This window comes from Paenibacillus sp. JQZ6Y-1, assembly GCF_040719145.1.
Lineage (GTDB): Bacteria > Bacillota > Bacilli > Paenibacillales > Paenibacillaceae > Saccharibacillus > Saccharibacillus kandeliae.
On record NZ_JBFDUZ010000003.1, the window covers coordinates 281863 to 299207 of the forward strand.

Below are 17345 nucleotides of genomic sequence, written 5' to 3' on the forward strand. Positions count from 1 at the left end.
CCAGCAGGAATCTTGCATCTGTGTGCAGCGTCTAAGAAACAAATCATTAAAGGATGGATGGACATGAAACAATCGCGGGCCGACCTGCTGATCTTTATCGTTACCTTATGCTGGGGGTCCTCTTATTTATTTATGAAAATGGGCATGGATTCGCTCAGCCCTTACAATCTGATTGCGCTGCGTTTTGGTTTTGCTTTTATCCTGACAGCGTTACTCTTTTTCCGCCAACTACGGCATCTGGACTGGCGCACGACCGGTTATGGGGCGCTGCTCGGATTATGTCTGTTTGGCGTATTTGCATGTATTATGTTCGGGTTGCAGACGACCTCAACGTCCAATGCTGGTTTTCTCTTAAGTCTGACGGTGATTTTTGTACCGATTTTATACTGGGTTATCTTTCGGCGCAGACTGGCAGGGCGGCAGATTGCTGGTGTGCTGATGGCATTGCTGGGCATCGGGCTACTGACCTTGAACGGACAGCTTAGCATCCATCCCGGCGATGCGCTGTGCATTCTAGCAGCGCTGTGCTATGCAGGTTATATTCTAATGACCAGTGCAGCGGCACGTATTACGTCCAGTACGCTGAATTTGGGCATTATGCAGCTCGGATTCGCTGGCTTGTACGGACTGATCTTTTCCTTTGTATATGAAACGCCTAGCTTACCGCAGACAAGTGACGGCTGGATTGCTGTGCTAGCGCTCAGTGTGGTATGCAGTGCGTTTGGATTTGTCATACAGCCCATTGCCCAAAAATATACGACACCTACGCGCACAGGGCTGATCTTCGCGTTAGAGCCAGTATTTGCGGCACTGTTTGCCTTTTGGTTTGAGCACGAAATGCTGTCGATCAAAGGATATATTGGTGCTGGATTGGTGCTTGCGGGTGTGGTGGTGTCGGAGTGGAAGCTGAAGATAAAAGCGACCAAACCGGTGATTGCACCGCAGGAAGTGAAGAAGGTGTCGACCCTGTAAGACTGATGAGTAGATAATTGACTGTAGTTTCTATCCATCATTGCAGGTTCTATCCATCATCGCAGTTTCTATTCGTTATAGTAGATTCTGCTCGCTGTTGTAGCAAAGCAGCTAATAGTTGTCTACACAGATCACTGTTCATTCATAGGTAGTGAAAAATGAGGGGAATAGAAACCTCTACGCACCCTCTACTTATATGTATAAAAATCATCCAGCCGCTAGATTCCCCACTCCGTAGAGGAAGGAATCCAGCGGCTGGATGCGTTGTAGCACATACATTCATATTGCTTATCTATCACTCTGGATCATACATCAGTACAGCTTGCCGACCGCTTCCGCATGAAATGGCTTCAGTTCATCCAAGCGACCGTCATGGATTTTGGCTGCCCATTCTGGATCAGCGAGCAGAGCGCGACCGATGGCGATCAGATCGAATTCGTGGTTTTGCAGTCGTTCTGCCAGAATGCTTACACTGCCCTGCTGCTCGGCATCCGCACCAGAAGCGAAGAATTCGGTAAAGTCCTGTTTTAAGCCAACCGAGCCGACGGTAATCACCGCTTTATCTGTAATCTGCTTCGCCCAGCCTGCCAGACTAAGCGGCGAACCTTCAAATGCCTGTTCCCAGAAACGGCGTGTCGATGCGTGAAAAATATCTACACCTGCGTCGGCAAGTGGCTTCAGCACTTCTGCCAGCTCTTCGGCATTATTTGCCAGCTTCGCGGTATATACAGGATATTTCCATTGCGAGAAGCGGAAGACAATCGGGAAGTCGGGACCAACAGCACGACGGCACGCTTCCACCACCTCCACTGCAAAGCGAGTGCGATTGGCGATGCTACCCCCATATTCATCCTCACGGCGATTGGTCGTTTCCCACAGAAATTGATCGATCAGATAACCATGCGCTCCATGCAGCTCAATCCCGTCAAAGCCTAACTCCTTCGCTTGCACTGCCGCCTCGGCAAATGCCTGTACGACCTCTTGAATCTGCTGTACTGTCATAGCTTCGCCTTTGACTTCCCCATTCACATCCAGACCCGATGGACCAATGGATGGCGCTGCGCCGTCCGGTTGCGGAAAGTTTTCTCTAGCGATGCCCGCATGAATGAGTTGCGGCATGATTTTGCCACCGACACGATGTACCTCGTCCACCACATGCTTCCAGCCTGCACGGGCGGCTTCGCTACCAAAGTCAGGGCTGTTCGCCGGGTCCTGATTGGCAGAAGAATGCGGAATGGATACATTTTCGGTGATGATCAGCCCTACACGCTGCTCGGCACGACGACGGTAATAATCCGCCACCTCCGTTCCAGGTACGCCATTCGGCGAGAAGCCACGCGCCATCGGCGCCATGACGATACGGCTGGATAATGTCAGATTGCCCAGTGTAAAGGATTCAAACAACGGCGCTACATACTGTGTATGATTGGATTGCATATTTTTTTCGATAGAATTCATATTCATGGTAACCTCCAGTGATGTTTTAGGGTATACTATCCTTATTATCTTTAGGAAATAAATATATAAAAGTAAGCTATAGTGTAAAAGAAGTCCCTCCCCGGTGCATGCTGCCGGGTGGGGTATATGCCTGATTGTACAGGCGTGCAAGAACAGATACAACCAACAGAAATCCAGATGTGTCGTTTAAGTATCACATCGTATGGATTGTCGTTTAGATCGATAGGCAACTTTTTTCATTTAAACCCTTATTTTTGTTGTTTGACTTTTGCTCTGTATTTTTATTCTTTTTTGTGTACTTTGGTGAACTTCATACTCTTTATCATCCCTTTTATCCCTAAGGAGGTATACCTTATGAATACTGCTCCCCGTCCCAATCCGCACGACCCGCGCGTGATCCGTACGCAGCGATTGATTCACCAAGCTTTTGTGGAACTGCTACAGACCAAAGAATTTGACGATATTACCGTCAGCGATATTACCCGCCGCGCAACGATTAATCGAGTTACCTTTTATACCCACTATACTGACAAATACGAATTGCTGGAGCATATGATCTCTAGCCAGCTTATTCAATTGCTGTACAAGGGCATCGATCCGCAAAATGCTCTCACACCCGAAGCATTAACTACGCTAATCTATGCACTATGCCATTTTCACGAATATTCCGGTACACAATGTCCCAAAAATATCGATTCCCTGCGTTCACTGGTCGAGAAAAATATGAAGCTTCAGCTTCAGCACTACCTACTGGAGCATCTGACGATGCAATTGCCCGAGCAGGATCAGGCGCAGCTGTTGCCACTGTCGGTGATGATCAGCTGGTCGCTGTATGGAGCGACTCTGCAATGGAGCAGCGAAACGAAAGAGACACGCGATACGCCGATTCAGCTGGCACAGCGTATGATTCCATTGCTGCAAAGCTGGATCAATACTCATCAAGCCACTACCTCAGCTAGATAAGACGCTGAACCGAGACTGTGAATTAACCACATCCATACACATTCGAAATGACACCTATGGCGCGACAAACTCCTGAACAGTACACAGAGCTGGAAAATCGTTCATATGACGGTGCATCTGATACACGAATCGGTTCACGTCTAGTACGATATCCAGCTTGATGCTACGGTTGATCTCATCCATCGTCTGATACAGTACATCAATGTCCGATGGCTGCAAGCCGTCTAATCGAAAATAACAAAGCGACACATGAGGCATATAGGTACCTCGTTCAGGTGACAGCTCGCGAATACGCTCATGCAGCTCCATCAGCAGAGCATAATCGTCAGAATCTTCGGGTACATATTTGATGCTGACGACATCGCGGGTATTGGTGCTGACTCCCAATGCTCTCATGTTGATGTGGCGACCAGCATAGCGCTCAGCAACTTCGCGGAATACCTGCTTCACCTGAGACTCATGTTGGCTCATCTGCTCCTGCACCTTGCCTACACCACCCGCCGTATTGCGCTCATTGCTCAGTGCATGAATAGTCAGATGAAATGTCTCCGGTAACAGCTGGACTAACCGATGGGGCAGCCGATCCAGTAACAGCTGCTGTGCCTGCTGACAACGCATCTGATCCGCTTCACGAAGCGGAATGACCGTTGTATATCCGTAAAAGTCATTCATCGTTCCATCCTCTTTGATTTTGCTAGATAGCCCATCCGATACGGTCCACTGCGCTGGCTTACTGTTCATTTGCTCCTGCCACTCACGCTCTTTTTCCTTAACAAATTGTGTATAATCCATTTGTACATCGTTCATCATCCATTTCCACCCTTCCCCTACTTATCTTGATTTAACTGTGTTCAGCATACCGAGTTAGCACAAACTCTCTTTCCATTTCAATCGCGATCTATGTAAAAACGAGTTCGGCATCAATGAAAACTCTTCGGAAAATGCCAAAAAACCTGCCGCACCCTAAAATGGGTGGGCAGGTTTTTGAAGGTTTGGGTGTTCATGTAGTGCCAATGCTAATGCGTAATAGGAGACAACTTTTCCTTTTATGCAAGCAGCGGTTGGATTCGGTTTGCCGAACTATACCTTAAAATGCTGGTACAGCAATATCTGCATAGTTATCTTGCAGGAATTTCTTCACTTCTGGTCCAGCCATGCGTTCTTTCAGCTTCTGGATCGCGGCAGAGTCTTTGTTGTCTTCGCGTGCAACCAGTGTGATGGCGAAAGTAGAGTCTTCTTTTTCTGTAACGAGTGCATCTTTAACCGGAGTCAGATTCAGCGGTTTGGCATATGCCGGAGTCATTGCTACCAGATCGGCTTCATCATACATACGAGCCAGCATCAGCAGATCGACCTCTTTGAATGTAAAGTGCTTCGGATTGGATGTAATGTCGGCTTGTACCGCATTCATGCCTACGCCGTCTTTGAGCGTGATCATGCCAGCTTGAGCAAACATTTGCAGCGAGCGACCGATGTTGGATGGATCGTTGGCGATAGCGATGGTTGCGCCTTCTGGCAGAGCGTCGATGCTTTTATACGTTTTGGAATAGGCGCCATAGATAGCATTATAGATCGGTTGAATGCCAACCAGATTGCTGCCTTTGCTGGCATTGTACTGCTGCATATATGGAACGTGCTGGAAGAAGTTCGCGTCCACTTCTTTGTTTGCCAGTGCATCATTGGGCTGTACGTTATCCGACAGCACGATCACATCCAGATTGATGCCGTCCTGCTTCAGCAGTGGTTTTACGATGTCGAGAATATCGGTCATTGGCGGGATCAGGGTAGCGACTTTTAGCGTTGTTTCGCCAGTTGTGCTTGCTTCGCTGCTCGTTTCGCTAGATGCGTTATTCGTTTCGGTTGTAGCTTTCTGTCCACATGCCGCCAGCAGTAATGCCATGGCGAACAGCAGGATCAGGATGGATTTTTTGTTTAACATAATGGAATAGATACCCCCGTATTTGTGTAGTGATGATATACATATTACTTTTGGCTTCTCAATCATTTGCCAATCGGTTAGCGCTTGTCGATCAGGCGTGAGATCAGGCTACCGGTGAATTGTACCGCCTGCACTAGAATAATCATGAGGATGATCATATAGACCATCACATCCGTTTCAAAACGCTGATACCCGTATCGAATCGCAAAATCACCAATTCCGCCGCCGCCGACAATGCCGACCACGGTCGAGTATGAAATAAAGCTGATCGCTGATGTCGTCAGTCCCAGCACCAGCCCAGAACGTGCTTCCACATACAGAAACTTGAACACAATCTGCATGCCGGATGCGCCCATCGCACGCGCCGATTCCACGATGCCACGTGGTACATCCAGCAGCGCCTGCTCCACCAGCCGCGAATAATAGGCGATGGCGATGATCGATAGTGGCACCGACGCCGCTTCTGTACCAATCGACGTACCGACAACCAGACGTGTAAATGGAATCAAAAACACAACTAGCAGCAGAAATGGAAAGGAACGTACGATGTTAACGATGCTGTTCAGTAACCCAGACACATATACATTTTCATATAGCTGTCCTTTGCGGGTCAGGTAGATCCATGTACCAAGCGGCAAGCCAATCAGAATAGCGGCTGCCAAAGATATGCCAACCATGGTAAACGTGTCGCCAATCGCTTGCCAAATCTCTGTCTGGTACTTGTCCAGCATCTCACCGAAGGTTCGTGTATTATCCACGGTCGTCACCTCCGATGCCTAGCAGCTGCTCACGATACGATAGCGTATAATCCGGTGCTGATGCGAAGCCGTGCTCTGCCCGCGAATAGCTCTCCACAATCTGTCCATTCGCCATCACAGACACGGTATCGCAGAGACTTTTCACCACATCCATCTCATGTGTGACCAGCACCATCGTTACGCCCAGCTGCTCATTGATCTGCCGGAGCAGTCCGAGAATATCTGCGGTTGTACTGGGATCAAGCGCCGATGTCGGTTCATCGCACAGCAGCACCTGCGGACGTGTAGCAATCGCGCGTGCAATGCCGACACGCTGACGCTGCCCTCCGCTCAATTGAGACGGATAATCGTGTATCCGATCCAGCAAGCCCACCTGATGGAGACACTCTCTAATACGCTGCTCCCGTTCTTTCCTTTTCACGCCTGCCAGTTCCAGCGCCGCCGACACATTGCCGCCTACAGTACGATTATGCACCAGATTGAATTGCTGAAAAATCATACCAATCTGCTGGCGTACTGGTCGCAACTGACGTTCCGACAAGCTAGTCAACTGCTGCCCACCTACGATGACACGCCCTTCATCTGGGCTTTCCAGCATGTTAATCATACGCAGTAAGGTCGATTTGCCTGCACCACTACTGCCGACGATGCCATGAATATCGCCTGTACCAATATGCAGATCCACCTGCTTGACGGCAGGCAAATCACTGCCGGTTTTGCCAAAATATTTGCTCACGCCTTCCAGCGTAATCATTCCCATTCCCTCCTCCGCCTCAATCCGGACCGATGAGGATCAGTGTATTACTATTTTGGTATATCTGTTATAGCCTGTTACTCCTGCTACATTATAAGCAAATGCTGCGTCTGTGTCACTATTTTTCACAGGTTATTAAAGATGAAATATGGATGAAGAAAAATGGCATTGCCAATCAAACCAAAAACACCGCCCATCCAGTCAACATCATGACGACTGGATGAGCGATGCAATATGTTGAAGATGAGGAGATTCTTATCCTATTTGATAGTGATCCAGACTTGATCCTGTTCCACCTTTATCAGGAATGTGCGCACCTGCACTTTATCGTAGTAATAGCTTAACTTTGCTGTTCCTGCTGCTCCATATAGGCACGGATTTTTTTCATGTAGTCCGGCGCATCCATCGGATCAGCAGCAATCATTTCGATCAGACATAGCCGCTCACTCTGCTGCTGCTCCGCTTCCGCAATTGCCAAATCCAATTCGCCATTGGTGGTTACTTTTGCCGTATACGCATCGCGTCCAAATGTACGGATCAGCTCGGTATAATTCCAAGCCGGTACTTCGTTGTACGTCTGCTTAGCAATGTCTTCTTTGACATTCAAATACTTTTCAATTGTATATCCGCCATTGTTCAGGATGAAAATAATTGGTCGACAGCCATATTCCAGCATGGAGCTTAGTTCCTGCACGGTCAATTGCAGCGAACCTTCACCGGTAAACAGAATTACCCGACGATTGGGAGCCGCAATGGATGCACCGAATGCTGCTGGCGTTGCGTATCCGATACTTTGCCAGCCGCCCTGCGCAAGATACATAACCTGATTCGGCAAACGAACCTGCGACATACCATATGCGAATGTCCCCGTCTCTGCCAGCACGATATCCTGTTCACGCAGCATCTGCTGAAAACGCGGATAATAGTGCAGCGTATGCAGTGGCTCGTCTGCATTTCCTTGCGCCGTATCATAAGCAAAATCCGTTTTCGGTATATCCTTCATATTCATCCAGCCCAGTTCCACCAGCGCCTGTATCATATCCTCTCCGCGGATATTCGAATAGGTTGCTTCCCCGATGGTCACATACTCTGGCTGAATATTGATGATCGTATTCGTATCCAGCTTAGCGGTAAAATTAGCTGTATTGATATCCGTCCAGATCAACCCCAGCGCCAGCACCACATCTGCTTGCTCCACGATCTCTGTTACCTGCGGATTACCAAATGCACCGCCATACATACCGATATATTGCTCGTGCTGCTCATCGAAGCCGCTTTTCCCCATTAACATAGATGCCGCTGGAATGCGTAGTGCCTCTGCCAGCTGAATCGCTTGCTGCTGCCAGCGCTGTCGCAGCACGGTGGTATCAGATAGCAGCACCGCGCGCTCTGCGGCATGTAGTAGCTCACCCGCCTGCTTCATCGCCGCTTGAAGCGAAGAGGAGCTTGTTTTCAATGGCGAAGGCTGTTGATTTGTATGTGGTAGCACCTGCTGGTTCACCAGATCAATAGCGACCATCAGATATACCGGCTTCTTCGTCGTTGTCGCGATATGAATCGCCTGCGGAATTTCCAGCATCGCATTTTCCGGTGTGATTACAGCGGTATAAGCGGTAATTGGCTCATACACTTTGCGGAATACATCGTAATCGCCATCCATCAGCGTATGATGCATTAATTGTTTGGATTGCTGCATCTGGGAAGCAGGTGTCCCTACAATATGAATGATCGGAATATTCTCACTGTATGCACCAGCAATCGCGTTGCAGGCACTCATCTCACCTACGCCAAAGGTTGTAATCATCGCGCTGATGCCTTTGACACGGGCGTAACCATCCGCTGCATAGCCCGCATTCAGCTCATTGCGTGCTGGAATAAAGCCAATGCCCTCGTAACTTTCCAGTGCATCCACCAGCGAAAAATTATAATCGCCTGGTACACCAAAAATCTCCGTAATATGTTGTTCCTTTAGGCAATCAAACAGATAATGTCCAACTGTCGTTCCGGTGCGGGTCATGCTGTTGGTGTTCGTATTCATGATGTTCCCCTTTCCCGTTCTGATTTTGGATTGTCGTCGCTCTGGTTTACACAGAGCGTCCATCACTATACCCATTACCCAATGCAGCCCAATCATTGCCAACTAGCTTACTGAAAAGCACAGCAAAAAGGAGATTTCCCGTCGCATACGGAAAATCCCCTTGGTCTACAATACTAATTCTAGCTCTATTCAAACTGCAAGAAGCCGACCTACCACTCATCAGATCTCGTCGCCAAATGTATTGCGGCTGCCGTTCATCTCCATCTCCGGTTCTTCCATCAGCTGCTCCAATCGCTCCTCATCCGCAATGCCCTGAATATCTTCCGAGCTGATGCTGATATAGCGATACCCATCCTCCTGCTGACGCTTGAGCGCTTCTTCCTTGAAAAAGCGTGGGCTGCCTTCCCCTGCATCCTCGTCATAGACCAGCACAATGCCATCCGTCTTGCGAAATAATAGTTCATCGCGCGCCTTGAACTGCCAGATGCCCTGATACGGCTGATTGCTGACTACCCCATGAAAGTCGATATCTTTTAAAATCTGATTGTAATAGTCCTTCTTGTCATCGCTCCAGCGTTCCTCTGGGTTAGCAAACGCGGACAGGATCGATACCCGCAGCTGCGGATACTCCTGCTTCAATTCTATCGCCGTCTCGCACGCCCACAGATCGACACCATACTGTCCGGGCGTAATCACCCATTCTAGCCCATCCTCCAGCAGCGGAATTAGCTTGCTGCGAATCGCTTGGCGGATATAATGAATGCCTTCATGCTTTTGACTGAAAATACTCAGCTCATGCGCACGGTAGCCAGTGACGAGTACATTCTTCATGCTGTTTTGCCTCCGCTTCCGTTTCCATTCTTTTGTTGTCCATCATACCATGTTACCATAGCTCGGTTAAGAGCAAGGCAGACATTGCTATAAGGAAACCAGAATATTCACGCACAAAAAAGACCGGTTCGGCTAATGGAATCGGTCTTTTTCTGATGAAGATTATGGATGCAGTAAATCAGACTGCACATGGAAAGCGATTAGGTTCCCATCTTTTTGCGCTGATTGTTTACTTTTTTGGTCATCTGGCTTTTCATCGATTTGGTGCCGGTGGATTGTTGTCCGTTACCGCCTTTGCCTTGGTTACCTTGCTTTTTCTGTGCCAGCAGACGTTTAGCCATCTCGGCTTGACTCAGCTTTTTCGCTGGAGCGTCTTCCGGTGTGGATGCTGGTTGATTATGTTCTGTCGTCAATAGACTCACCTCAGCTCCATCATAGCATATCGCCACCGCCAACTCTATCCCAAAACAGTAACAATTATACGGCGCTACGCCTCTACGAATAGTAAGCGAGCGACTGCCGCATGAACGATGGTGCAGATCAAGATATGAGCGTAACGATGGAGCATATAGAGTAACAATGGAGCATACAACGGGAGCTATTCTAGCAAATAAACCTGCTGCCGATGCGTATTCAGTAATGCCAGCACTACGCCGCTACTACTAGCAGACATGAAACGAAAACGTTCCGCACCGCCGACGATCATTTCCGGTTGAATATCATAGCGCACACGCAAGGTATCCGGCAGGTTATCCAGTACAATCGCACTCATCTCCTGTGCTTCTAGACGATCCAACAGCAGATGCTGATCTATCGGACGGTGATCGCCAGTTAACTCATCGATATGACGGAACTCGCCCGTACGCTGATAATGGGTGCGTGCATACAGATAGCTGTACACATTTTCCGCATAATAACGAGCTTCAAAATTGGCAATGCTAGACAATGCCACTTGAACCTGCTCTCCATAATCGGATGCAGCAATCTCTTCGTGCAAATAATACTCGCAGTTGCGGTCAAAATCCTCCACCAGCCACGCGTACACCTCTGGAATATTAACACCACCAAATACGCTGATGTTACCCAAGAAGCGGTATTTGCCATCATTATATTCAAAGCCCCAGATGTGATTCTCGCTGTATAGCGCCGCATCCAGACATTGTAGACCGTCTGTGCCGAGCAAGTGGATACGGTACGAACGTTGATCCTCTAAATGCTCATGCGTAAACGAAAGCATCGGTAAAAAGTAACACGACAGCGATGGATCTTCCAATACATCTGCTGGTTCGGGAAATACCGTTACCCCTGCATACTCTGTTGCTGGCATTACATGATCAGACTTGCGTTTTATCATGAGAGTCACCTCCCGCTTAACCGTTTCCGCCTTGGAACGATGGATATTTGGTCATGCCGCCATCGGCAAAGATAGTAATGCCGGTCACATAGCTCGCTTCAGAGGAAGCTAGCCATACTGCTACCGAAGCGATCTCGGACGGTTCGCCGATATATCCCATCGGAATCAGCTTGGTCACAGCTGCCTTTTTCTCTTCATCTTCAAACTTCTCCGCATTGATCGGTGTATTGATCGCGCCCGGTCCAATGCCATTTACCCGAATCCCATTCGGCGCATATTCCATCGCCAGCGTCTGGGTCATCATCTTCACGCCGCCCTTACTCGCGGTATAGTGTACAAAATGCGGCCACGGGATAATCTCGTGTACGCTGGACATATTGATAATGCTGCCTTTGATATTATGTTTCAGCATGTAACGGATCGCTTCACGGCTGCCAAGGAATGTACCGGTCAGATTCACATTGATCACCTTATTCCAATCGTCCAGCGACAGTTCATGCGACGGCACTTCATTTTCCATACCGGCATTGTTAACCATGATGTCCATACTACCAAATGTATCGTGTGCCGTCTGAATAATGCGCTGGGCATCCTCTTCGTTCGACATATCGCCCTGCACATCAATCGCCTGTCCACCGGCTTCCTTGATCTTTTGAATCGTTTCTTCCACGCCGTCGTGGTTGCTATGGTAATTGATTACTACATTTGCTTTTTCCTGTCCAAAACGAAGCGCAATCGCCTGACCGATCCCTGTTGCCGCTCCGGTAACAATCACTGTTTTGCCCTGCAAATCCGGATACATACTGTTGCCTCCTTCGTAATCATGCTCTCGTATTCAGCTCATCTTTTGCCGTTTATAACTCGTGCTGGCAAAAGAAGGTACAACCATTGGTTACACGAAATCAGACGATGGTAAACAATTCAGCTGTTGCTTTTAGGATATTCCAGCATCGTGAAGCGCCTGAAGCAGCGACTGTGCCAGATCGTCCTCACTGCTGGACGCAGCCTGCTCCTCATGTACAAACAGTACCTCTGCCGCATACGCATAATTGAACCGAATATATCCGCCCACACTATGATAAAAGAGCTGACCGGAATGCTCTGTTTCCACGCGTAGATTGGGCGGCCACTGCAAGGCAATACGATCGGCAATTTCCTTGAGCCGCAGTCGCAGCGGTTCACGATACGTAGGAGATGGTGTAGACGGTGCGACAGGTGCATCGGACGCTGCTCCAGCATATTCCATATCTGCGCCCGGATCGTTCACAAGATACACACCACCAGCAGACGCACTTGCGACAGAAGCGTTTTTTTCGGAAAGACCCGTAGGCTGAACTCCTTGTCCAGTCTGCCCTTTTTTCGACTTGCCCTTGTTTAACAACAGCTGATGATATTGCTTGGATTCATTCAAAGGTTCAAAATACGCCTTCTCCCGTAGTAGCTGATAACCGGGATCATAACGCTTGCCTAGCTCATGATCCATAAACTCCTGCCACGAGAACGTTCCCCAGTCCAGTCGTTCGATCGTCGTCGCATGACGTGGCAGCCAAATACCACCCTCTACCTCACGATGCAGAGCGATCATATCACCGTCAATCGTACTGGCGATCACGATACATTCCTCCAACTGGGGAGCGGTGATAGGACTACGCTCATCATGCTCCCATAACTCATACTGGGCAAATCCGTTCAGCTGCTGCGCATCCGGCTGCTCCACATGCAGCAAGCCGCAATATGTGCCCTGTCCATATTGCTGCAAAAATGCACTGTACGCCGCAGGCAGTATAATGTCATGCTCCTGCTCCCATAGCTCTAGCTGCTCCGTTTCGATAAGACTGTTCTGATTGGATACCAGATACATGTGATTGCCTCCTTCAAATAGATGGGCTTGATCCTGATTTCTTTGGCAGCCTGCGATTGTACAGATAGATGCACAATCAGAGACGGATTGGTAATATGTTCTTTGTCATGTATCTATTCACATCGACGAGGTCAAATGATGCCTTTGATTTCTTTTAAACCATTCCGAACATCTTTATACAACAAATTCCCCTGTAGATTCATCTACAGGGGAATAATAATGAACATTTCATTTTTATTTGGAGTTGTTATGCAGTAGATTCAGCACACTGCGCAGCTCAGCAATCGGAATCTGTCCGGGTGCAGAAGCGCGTTTTACCGCTCCAAACGTGAGTGCCGAACCGACCAGCTCGCCTGCCAGACGACTAATCAGCCCTTGACCACCCATCGACATCGTAATCAACGGACGCTCTGCATACTGCTCTCGCATCGTTACCGTTGCGTCCAACAGCGTGATCACATCCGCCGCAGACTTCGGCATCGCTGCAAGCTTCAGCAGATCGCCGCCCAGCTCCTGTGCTCGGCGCAGACGCGAGATAATCTCTTCCTTCGGCGGTGTTCCTTGAAAATCATGATTTGAAATAATAACAGCGGTATGATGCTGATGCGCCTTATCCACGATGGCGCGGATATGCTCGTCGCCAATAAACAGCTCAATATCGATCAGATCCACCTGACCGGAAGACGCCAGCGACTGATTTAATTGTACATAGTACGCATCGCTGATCTCGCGCTCCCCGCCTTCTTTTGCCGTACGGAACGTAAAGATGATCGGCACGGATGGTAGATACGCACGAATCTCTAACAGTGCAGCACGTACCCGCTCTATACTGTCCACATGTTCAAAAAAGTCCGCTCGCCATTCCACCACGTCCAAATCAGCGGTTTGCAAAAAGCGTGCTTCCTCTTGTAATTCTTCAGTAGTTCGACCGACGAGCGGCACGCATACTTTCGGCGCACCTTCGCCAATCACCACATGTTTTACAATCACGGGTGTAAAGTCGTTAGCCATACATAAGCTCCTTTTCGACGGAATAGTAGGATGTAAATAACAGATGACAAGGGAAGAGGCTCCAACAGCCGCCGTGGGACTATTCCTGCGGTATGTATCCGGTGCTGTGGAATCCTTATGTCAGTGAACGGTACAAAGGAACGGTACGTTCCCGTCGCTGCTGACCGATTCATCTGCCCCTATTGATGTTCATTGCCCCTAGTATACCCGTTATTGTCACACTTGAGAATGACAAGCTACATGGACATGCCGCACAGCACCCCTCTAAACTGCTGTACTGCAATGAGTGTTATAGCGTGTAACACGGATATTGCGTTATGATCAATGACGATCTCTATCGCAAAGTCGCGTTGCCGTCTAGATAGCCATCCTCTGATTATTTTCCAAGGGTATCGGTAGAACCGATTATACGTGCATAGGTTGCATCATCGCACAGCACGAATAGCTTCGCTTCTTCCGGTATGTTGTCATTCAATTTGCGATTGATGGTCATATCGTTGCGATCACTGATCAGCGTTGCGCCTTCTGCCAACAGCGCATGAAAGGCATCACCGTAACTGCTCCATTCCGCACGTACTGGTACATGAAAGAGATCCTCGCCATATCGCCGATTCAGCAATTGATTAATAATATCATTATTCCCTTCATGCAGCGCTGAACGTACAGCCAGACGTGAGATAGCGTCATGAGATAGTACAAACTCATTGATATGCACGTGGCGGAAGTTTTTAATATGATTTTCCAGCATAATCTCTACCGTGGTATGCACCTGCGGAGCGATGCGTTCGATACTGGAAGCAACCAGCAGCGATTTGCCATCCACCAGCGACGCATCATCAATCCGCGAATCCGCGAAAATGATCGCCGATTGCGCATGTGCAATATTTGCCTGTACCAGTATCTCTTCACGCGTTGGATCACCATGCACATAATGAACCTGCGGGTGATCATGCGGATGCTTGTCCAGCTCGTCGATAATAATAATATCCAATTGCGGATTGCTCGAAAATAGCTCGTCAATCGCATATTGCGCCTTTTTACTCCAATTAATAATGACGACATGATTGTGCCCGGTATAACTCAATTTGCCCGCGTCCCTTCTACGATTGTATTCCCCCATAGAGTCGATGATTTTCCCGATAATCAAGCTGAGCAGCCCGATCCCGAAGATGTATAGAAACATAGTAAATAGTTTGCCCGGTACGTGCTCCATAAAATAATCCCCGTACCCGACCGTGGACATCGTCGTCAGCACCCAGTAGAGTGCGTTAAACCAATGCCCAAATGTTTGTGGCTCCAACGCATACGCGATAAACGAGCTAACAAGAATAAACAGCAGTGCCGTACACACCAACACCGATTTACGCATCCGAATCAGCCGACGCGATAATTGAATCAGGATATGCATGCTCCCATTCCTTTCCTATGTACATTCTGCCATTTGCTTTGCCTGCGAGCATTGCTCTATGTATTGCTTGCTATGCCTCTATTCCTGCTATATGGCATGATCTCTATTCCGCAATCAAACAGATCAATAGATAGATAGCCGGAATGTAGCATTATTCGCGATCTGTCGGCATTCCACCTGTTTATTGTAAAAAATAGTGATCCTTGCAGCCCCTAACTCTTCTTCTCTCGCAAACGGTATGGAATCTTCCGCTATAAAATGCCTTAACTTTGTCTATTCCTTCCCGCTCCATCTTGCCTTCCATCCGCTATAATAAAAGCAACGATAGAGACATAATAGCGAACAAGGCTGCTGTGGATAGCTTGAAGCAGGCGGAGTAAAGGGGTACGCAGGATGATGGAGATTGCAGTTTCGGATTGGCTGTCTTATATAAACGAAGAAAATTTGAAGCGGTGGATGAATGAATACCGATCACTGGGACCGTTGATCAGCATTCTGATTCCGTTTCTAAAATCATTTATTCCACCGATGCCAACGGTGATCGTGCTGGGCGTCAATGCCGCAGTGTACGGGCTGTGGGTCGGGTTCCTATATTCGTATATCGGTATTATTGGCGGGTCATTGGTGGCATTTGCGCTGATTCGCAAGCTGTCACAGCATCGTTATCTGACGCGCCTTGCCAGTCGTCCCAAAGTGGATCGTACGCGGCGCTGGATTCGGGACAATGGATTTACGTATGTATTTCTACTTAGTCTGTTTCCGGTAGGTCCGTTTACGATGCTCAATATTGCCGCAGGCTTGAGCGGCATTCGCTTTCGTTCGTTTCTAATTGCGATTTTATTTGGACGCGGAGTGATGGTGTTTGCCGTTTCATTTATCGGTGCCGATCTGGCGTTGTATTGGGAGAATCCGTGGTATCTGACGCTGGTGGTGCTGTTTATCGCTGTCTGTCTGGTGATTAGCCGCCGGATTGAAGCCTTTTTCAGCCAAAGGGATAAGCAGTCAAAGGGGTGAATGACAATCAAGTTGCTTATGCAATTAAATTTGCCATGAACGCGGTCAGAAGCGCACGGAAAGGGTAATAAGAGGTAGAACGATATTCGGCTGCCTAGTATACTTTTGTGTTCATCGTGAGCCTTGTCTGTTATGGACATAAGCTTAAGATGACATTATATTTCAACACGCAGCCGCCAGCCCCCATTTTGGGTCGCTGGCGGTTTTGTTTTTTTATAAAAGGAAGGAATGAATCGGATGGATATGACACTGCTGCTCTCGTCTACGGCAGATCAGGATATCACAGGGCTGATGGAGCAATATCGCTCGTTCGGTCCGCTAGTCAGTATTGCACTGGCTTTTTTACTGTCGTTTGTCCCGCCGCTACCAACGATGGTGGTGATTGGGCTTAATGCAGCGGCTAATGGATTATGGTATGGATTTTTCTACTCATGGATAGGGGTTATGGTCGGCATCATGACGGTATTCATCCTTGTCCGCCAACTCTCGCACTGGAAATACCTTCAGCGCTTTGCCGAACGAAAAAGTATTCGCAAAAGTCTAAGCTGGATCGAAAAGAACGGCTTTTTATATTTGTTTTTGTTCAGCTTGCTACCATTTGGACCGTTTACGGTCATGCATGCAGCGGCAGGATTAAGCGGCATCTCGCTACGCTCCTTCCTGATCGCCTCTGCCACCGGACGAGCGATTATGATCTTTGTCGTCTCGTATATCGGCTCCGATCTGGACAGCTATATCCAGAATCCGTGGCTGCTGCTGCCAGTCGTAGTATTCATTGCTGCTGGACTATTTCTAGCGAAAAAGCTGGAGAGCTGGGTTGGTAAGCATCATGAAGAATCCGCTTCGGCTGCTACCGAAGAAGCCACCTCTTGATGTCTGATAAGTAGATTATTCCCTACATGAGTGTGATATGAGCTTTCCAATGATTCTGTTAGGGTCAAGGTATGACCTTGCATATAACGATCACTACAATGATGTGAGGCG

The 17345-nt window shown here is 48.4% G+C and carries 17 protein-coding genes; 4 read left to right on the forward strand and 13 right to left on the reverse strand.

The features are described 5' to 3' along the window. The first annotated feature begins 63 nt into the window (after positions 1-63). Positions 64-972 (forward strand): DMT family transporter, encoded by a 909-nt coding sequence (locus ABXR35_RS17485; RefSeq protein WP_367063284.1) that lies wholly within the window; start codon positions 64-66, stop codon positions 970-972. Positions 973-1284: 312 nt separating this feature from the next. Here ABXR35_RS17485 and ABXR35_RS17490 read toward each other — a convergent pair whose 3' ends face one another. After that, positions 1285-2430 (reverse strand): NADH:flavin oxidoreductase, encoded by a 1146-nt coding sequence (locus ABXR35_RS17490; protein WP_367063286.1) that lies wholly within the window; start codon positions 2428-2430, stop codon positions 1285-1287. Positions 2431-2784: 354 nt separating this feature from the next. Here ABXR35_RS17490 and ABXR35_RS17495 point away from each other — a divergent pair, with 354 nt between their 5' ends. After that, positions 2785-3393, forward strand: a complete 609-nt coding sequence (locus tag ABXR35_RS17495) for a TetR/AcrR family transcriptional regulator (protein ID WP_367063288.1) — start codon at positions 2785-2787, stop codon at positions 3391-3393. A 54-nt stretch (positions 3394-3447) separates the two neighbouring features. Here the strand turns inward: ABXR35_RS17495 and ABXR35_RS17500 are convergent, their stop codons facing one another. The 12 genes from ABXR35_RS17500 to ABXR35_RS17555 all read right to left on the reverse strand — a co-directional run bounded on the left by ABXR35_RS17500 (position 3448) and on the right by ABXR35_RS17555 (position 15347). Beyond that, positions 3448-4203: a 2'-5' RNA ligase family protein gene (locus ABXR35_RS17500; protein WP_367063290.1), complete on the reverse strand. Its 756-nt coding sequence runs from the start codon at positions 4201-4203 to the stop codon at positions 3448-3450. 277 nt (positions 4204-4480) lie between these two features. Continuing rightward, complete coding sequence (locus tag ABXR35_RS17505; protein WP_367063292.1) at positions 4481-5332, reverse strand: MetQ/NlpA family ABC transporter substrate-binding protein; 852 nt, start codon at positions 5330-5332, stop codon at positions 4481-4483. A gap of 77 nt (positions 5333-5409) precedes the next feature. Continuing rightward, positions 5410-6063 carry a methionine ABC transporter permease gene (locus ABXR35_RS17510; protein ID WP_367063508.1) on the reverse strand — a complete coding sequence of 218 codons (654 nt, stop codon included), beginning with the start codon at positions 6061-6063 and terminating at the stop codon, positions 5410-5412. Between the two features lie 19 nt (positions 6064-6082). Beyond that, positions 6083-6844, reverse strand: coding sequence for a methionine ABC transporter ATP-binding protein (locus tag ABXR35_RS17515; RefSeq protein ID WP_367063294.1), 762 nt, complete (start codon positions 6842-6844; stop codon positions 6083-6085). Positions 6845-7184: 340 nt separating this feature from the next. Then, positions 7185-8882 carry an alpha-keto acid decarboxylase family protein gene (locus ABXR35_RS17520; protein ID WP_367063296.1) on the reverse strand — a complete coding sequence of 566 codons (1698 nt, stop codon included), beginning with the start codon at positions 8880-8882 and terminating at the stop codon, positions 7185-7187. Positions 8883-9101: 219 nt separating this feature from the next. Further along, positions 9102-9713: an SLOG family protein gene (locus tag ABXR35_RS17525; RefSeq protein WP_367063298.1), complete on the reverse strand. Its 612-nt coding sequence runs from the start codon at positions 9711-9713 to the stop codon at positions 9102-9104. Between the two features lie 200 nt (positions 9714-9913). Continuing rightward, the gene (locus ABXR35_RS17530) at positions 9914-10126 is read right to left on the reverse strand and encodes a hypothetical protein (protein WP_367063300.1); all 213 of its coding nucleotides are present in this window, start codon (positions 10124-10126) and stop codon (positions 9914-9916) included. Positions 10127-10311: 185 nt separating this feature from the next. Next, on the reverse strand, positions 10312-11067 hold the full coding sequence (locus ABXR35_RS17535; protein WP_367063302.1) for a hypothetical protein: 756 nt from the start codon (positions 11065-11067) through the stop codon (positions 10312-10314). 16 nt (positions 11068-11083) lie between these two features. Beyond that, positions 11084-11869, reverse strand: a complete 786-nt coding sequence (locus ABXR35_RS17540; protein WP_367063304.1) for a glucose-1-dehydrogenase — start codon at positions 11867-11869, stop codon at positions 11084-11086. 132 nt (positions 11870-12001) lie between these two features. Then, a complete protein-coding gene (locus ABXR35_RS17545; RefSeq protein WP_367063306.1) occupies positions 12002-12928 on the reverse strand; it encodes an SMI1/KNR4 family protein in 927 nt (308 codons plus the stop codon). Positions 12929-13162: 234 nt separating this feature from the next. Continuing rightward, positions 13163-13939 (reverse strand): type I 3-dehydroquinate dehydratase, encoded by a 777-nt coding sequence (gene aroD / locus ABXR35_RS17550; protein ID WP_367063308.1) that lies wholly within the window; start codon positions 13937-13939, stop codon positions 13163-13165. A 376-nt stretch (positions 13940-14315) separates the two neighbouring features. After that, on the reverse strand, positions 14316-15347 hold the full coding sequence (locus ABXR35_RS17555; RefSeq protein WP_367063310.1) for a potassium channel family protein: 1032 nt from the start codon (positions 15345-15347) through the stop codon (positions 14316-14318). Positions 15348-15740: 393 nt separating this feature from the next. On the opposite strand from ABXR35_RS17555, the gene ABXR35_RS17560 reads away from it, so the two are divergent. Continuing rightward, positions 15741-16361 carry a TVP38/TMEM64 family protein gene (locus ABXR35_RS17560; protein WP_367063312.1) on the forward strand — a complete coding sequence of 207 codons (621 nt, stop codon included), beginning with the start codon at positions 15741-15743 and terminating at the stop codon, positions 16359-16361. Positions 16362-16598: 237 nt separating this feature from the next. After that, a complete protein-coding gene (locus tag ABXR35_RS17565) occupies positions 16599-17234 on the forward strand; it encodes a TVP38/TMEM64 family protein (protein ID WP_367063314.1) in 636 nt (211 codons plus the stop codon). Positions 17235-17345: the final 111 nt, after the last annotated feature.

Excerpts from the sequence above, each read along its gene's own strand:
- ABXR35_RS17485 (WP_367063284.1), top strand. The coding sequence starts at position 64 with ATGAAACAATCGCGGGCCGACCTGCTGATCTTTATCGTTACCTTATGC.
- ABXR35_RS17490 (WP_367063286.1), bottom strand. The coding sequence starts at position 2,430 with ATGAATTCTATCGAAAAAAATATGCAATCCAATCATACACAGTATGTA.
- ABXR35_RS17495 (WP_367063288.1), top strand. The coding sequence starts at position 2,785 with ATGAATACTGCTCCCCGTCCCAATCCGCACGACCCGCGCGTGATCCGT.
- ABXR35_RS17500 (WP_367063290.1), bottom strand. The coding sequence starts at position 4,203 with ATGATGAACGATGTACAAATGGATTATACACAATTTGTTAAGGAAAAA.
- ABXR35_RS17505 (WP_367063292.1), bottom strand. The coding sequence starts at position 5,332 with ATGTTAAACAAAAAATCCATCCTGATCCTGCTGTTCGCCATGGCATTA.
- ABXR35_RS17510 (WP_367063508.1), bottom strand. The coding sequence starts at position 6,063 with ATGCTGGACAAGTACCAGACAGAGATTTGGCAAGCGATTGGCGACACG.
- ABXR35_RS17515 (WP_367063294.1), bottom strand. The coding sequence starts at position 6,844 with ATGATTACGCTGGAAGGCGTGAGCAAATATTTTGGCAAAACCGGCAGT.
- ABXR35_RS17520 (WP_367063296.1), bottom strand. The coding sequence starts at position 8,882 with ATGAATACGAACACCAACAGCATGACCCGCACCGGAACGACAGTTGGA.
- ABXR35_RS17525 (WP_367063298.1), bottom strand. The coding sequence starts at position 9,713 with ATGAAGAATGTACTCGTCACTGGCTACCGTGCGCATGAGCTGAGTATT.
- ABXR35_RS17535 (WP_367063302.1), bottom strand. The coding sequence starts at position 11,067 with ATGATAAAACGCAAGTCTGATCATGTAATGCCAGCAACAGAGTATGCA.
- ABXR35_RS17540 (WP_367063304.1), bottom strand. The coding sequence starts at position 11,869 with ATGTATCCGGATTTGCAGGGCAAAACAGTGATTGTTACCGGAGCGGCA.
- ABXR35_RS17545 (WP_367063306.1), bottom strand. The coding sequence starts at position 12,928 with ATGTATCTGGTATCCAATCAGAACAGTCTTATCGAAACGGAGCAGCTA.
- aroD (WP_367063308.1), bottom strand. The coding sequence starts at position 13,939 with ATGGCTAACGACTTTACACCCGTGATTGTAAAACATGTGGTGATTGGC.
- ABXR35_RS17555 (WP_367063310.1), bottom strand. The coding sequence starts at position 15,347 with ATGCATATCCTGATTCAATTATCGCGTCGGCTGATTCGGATGCGTAAA.
- ABXR35_RS17560 (WP_367063312.1), top strand. The coding sequence starts at position 15,741 with ATGATGGAGATTGCAGTTTCGGATTGGCTGTCTTATATAAACGAAGAA.
- ABXR35_RS17565 (WP_367063314.1), top strand. The coding sequence starts at position 16,599 with ATGGATATGACACTGCTGCTCTCGTCTACGGCAGATCAGGATATCACA.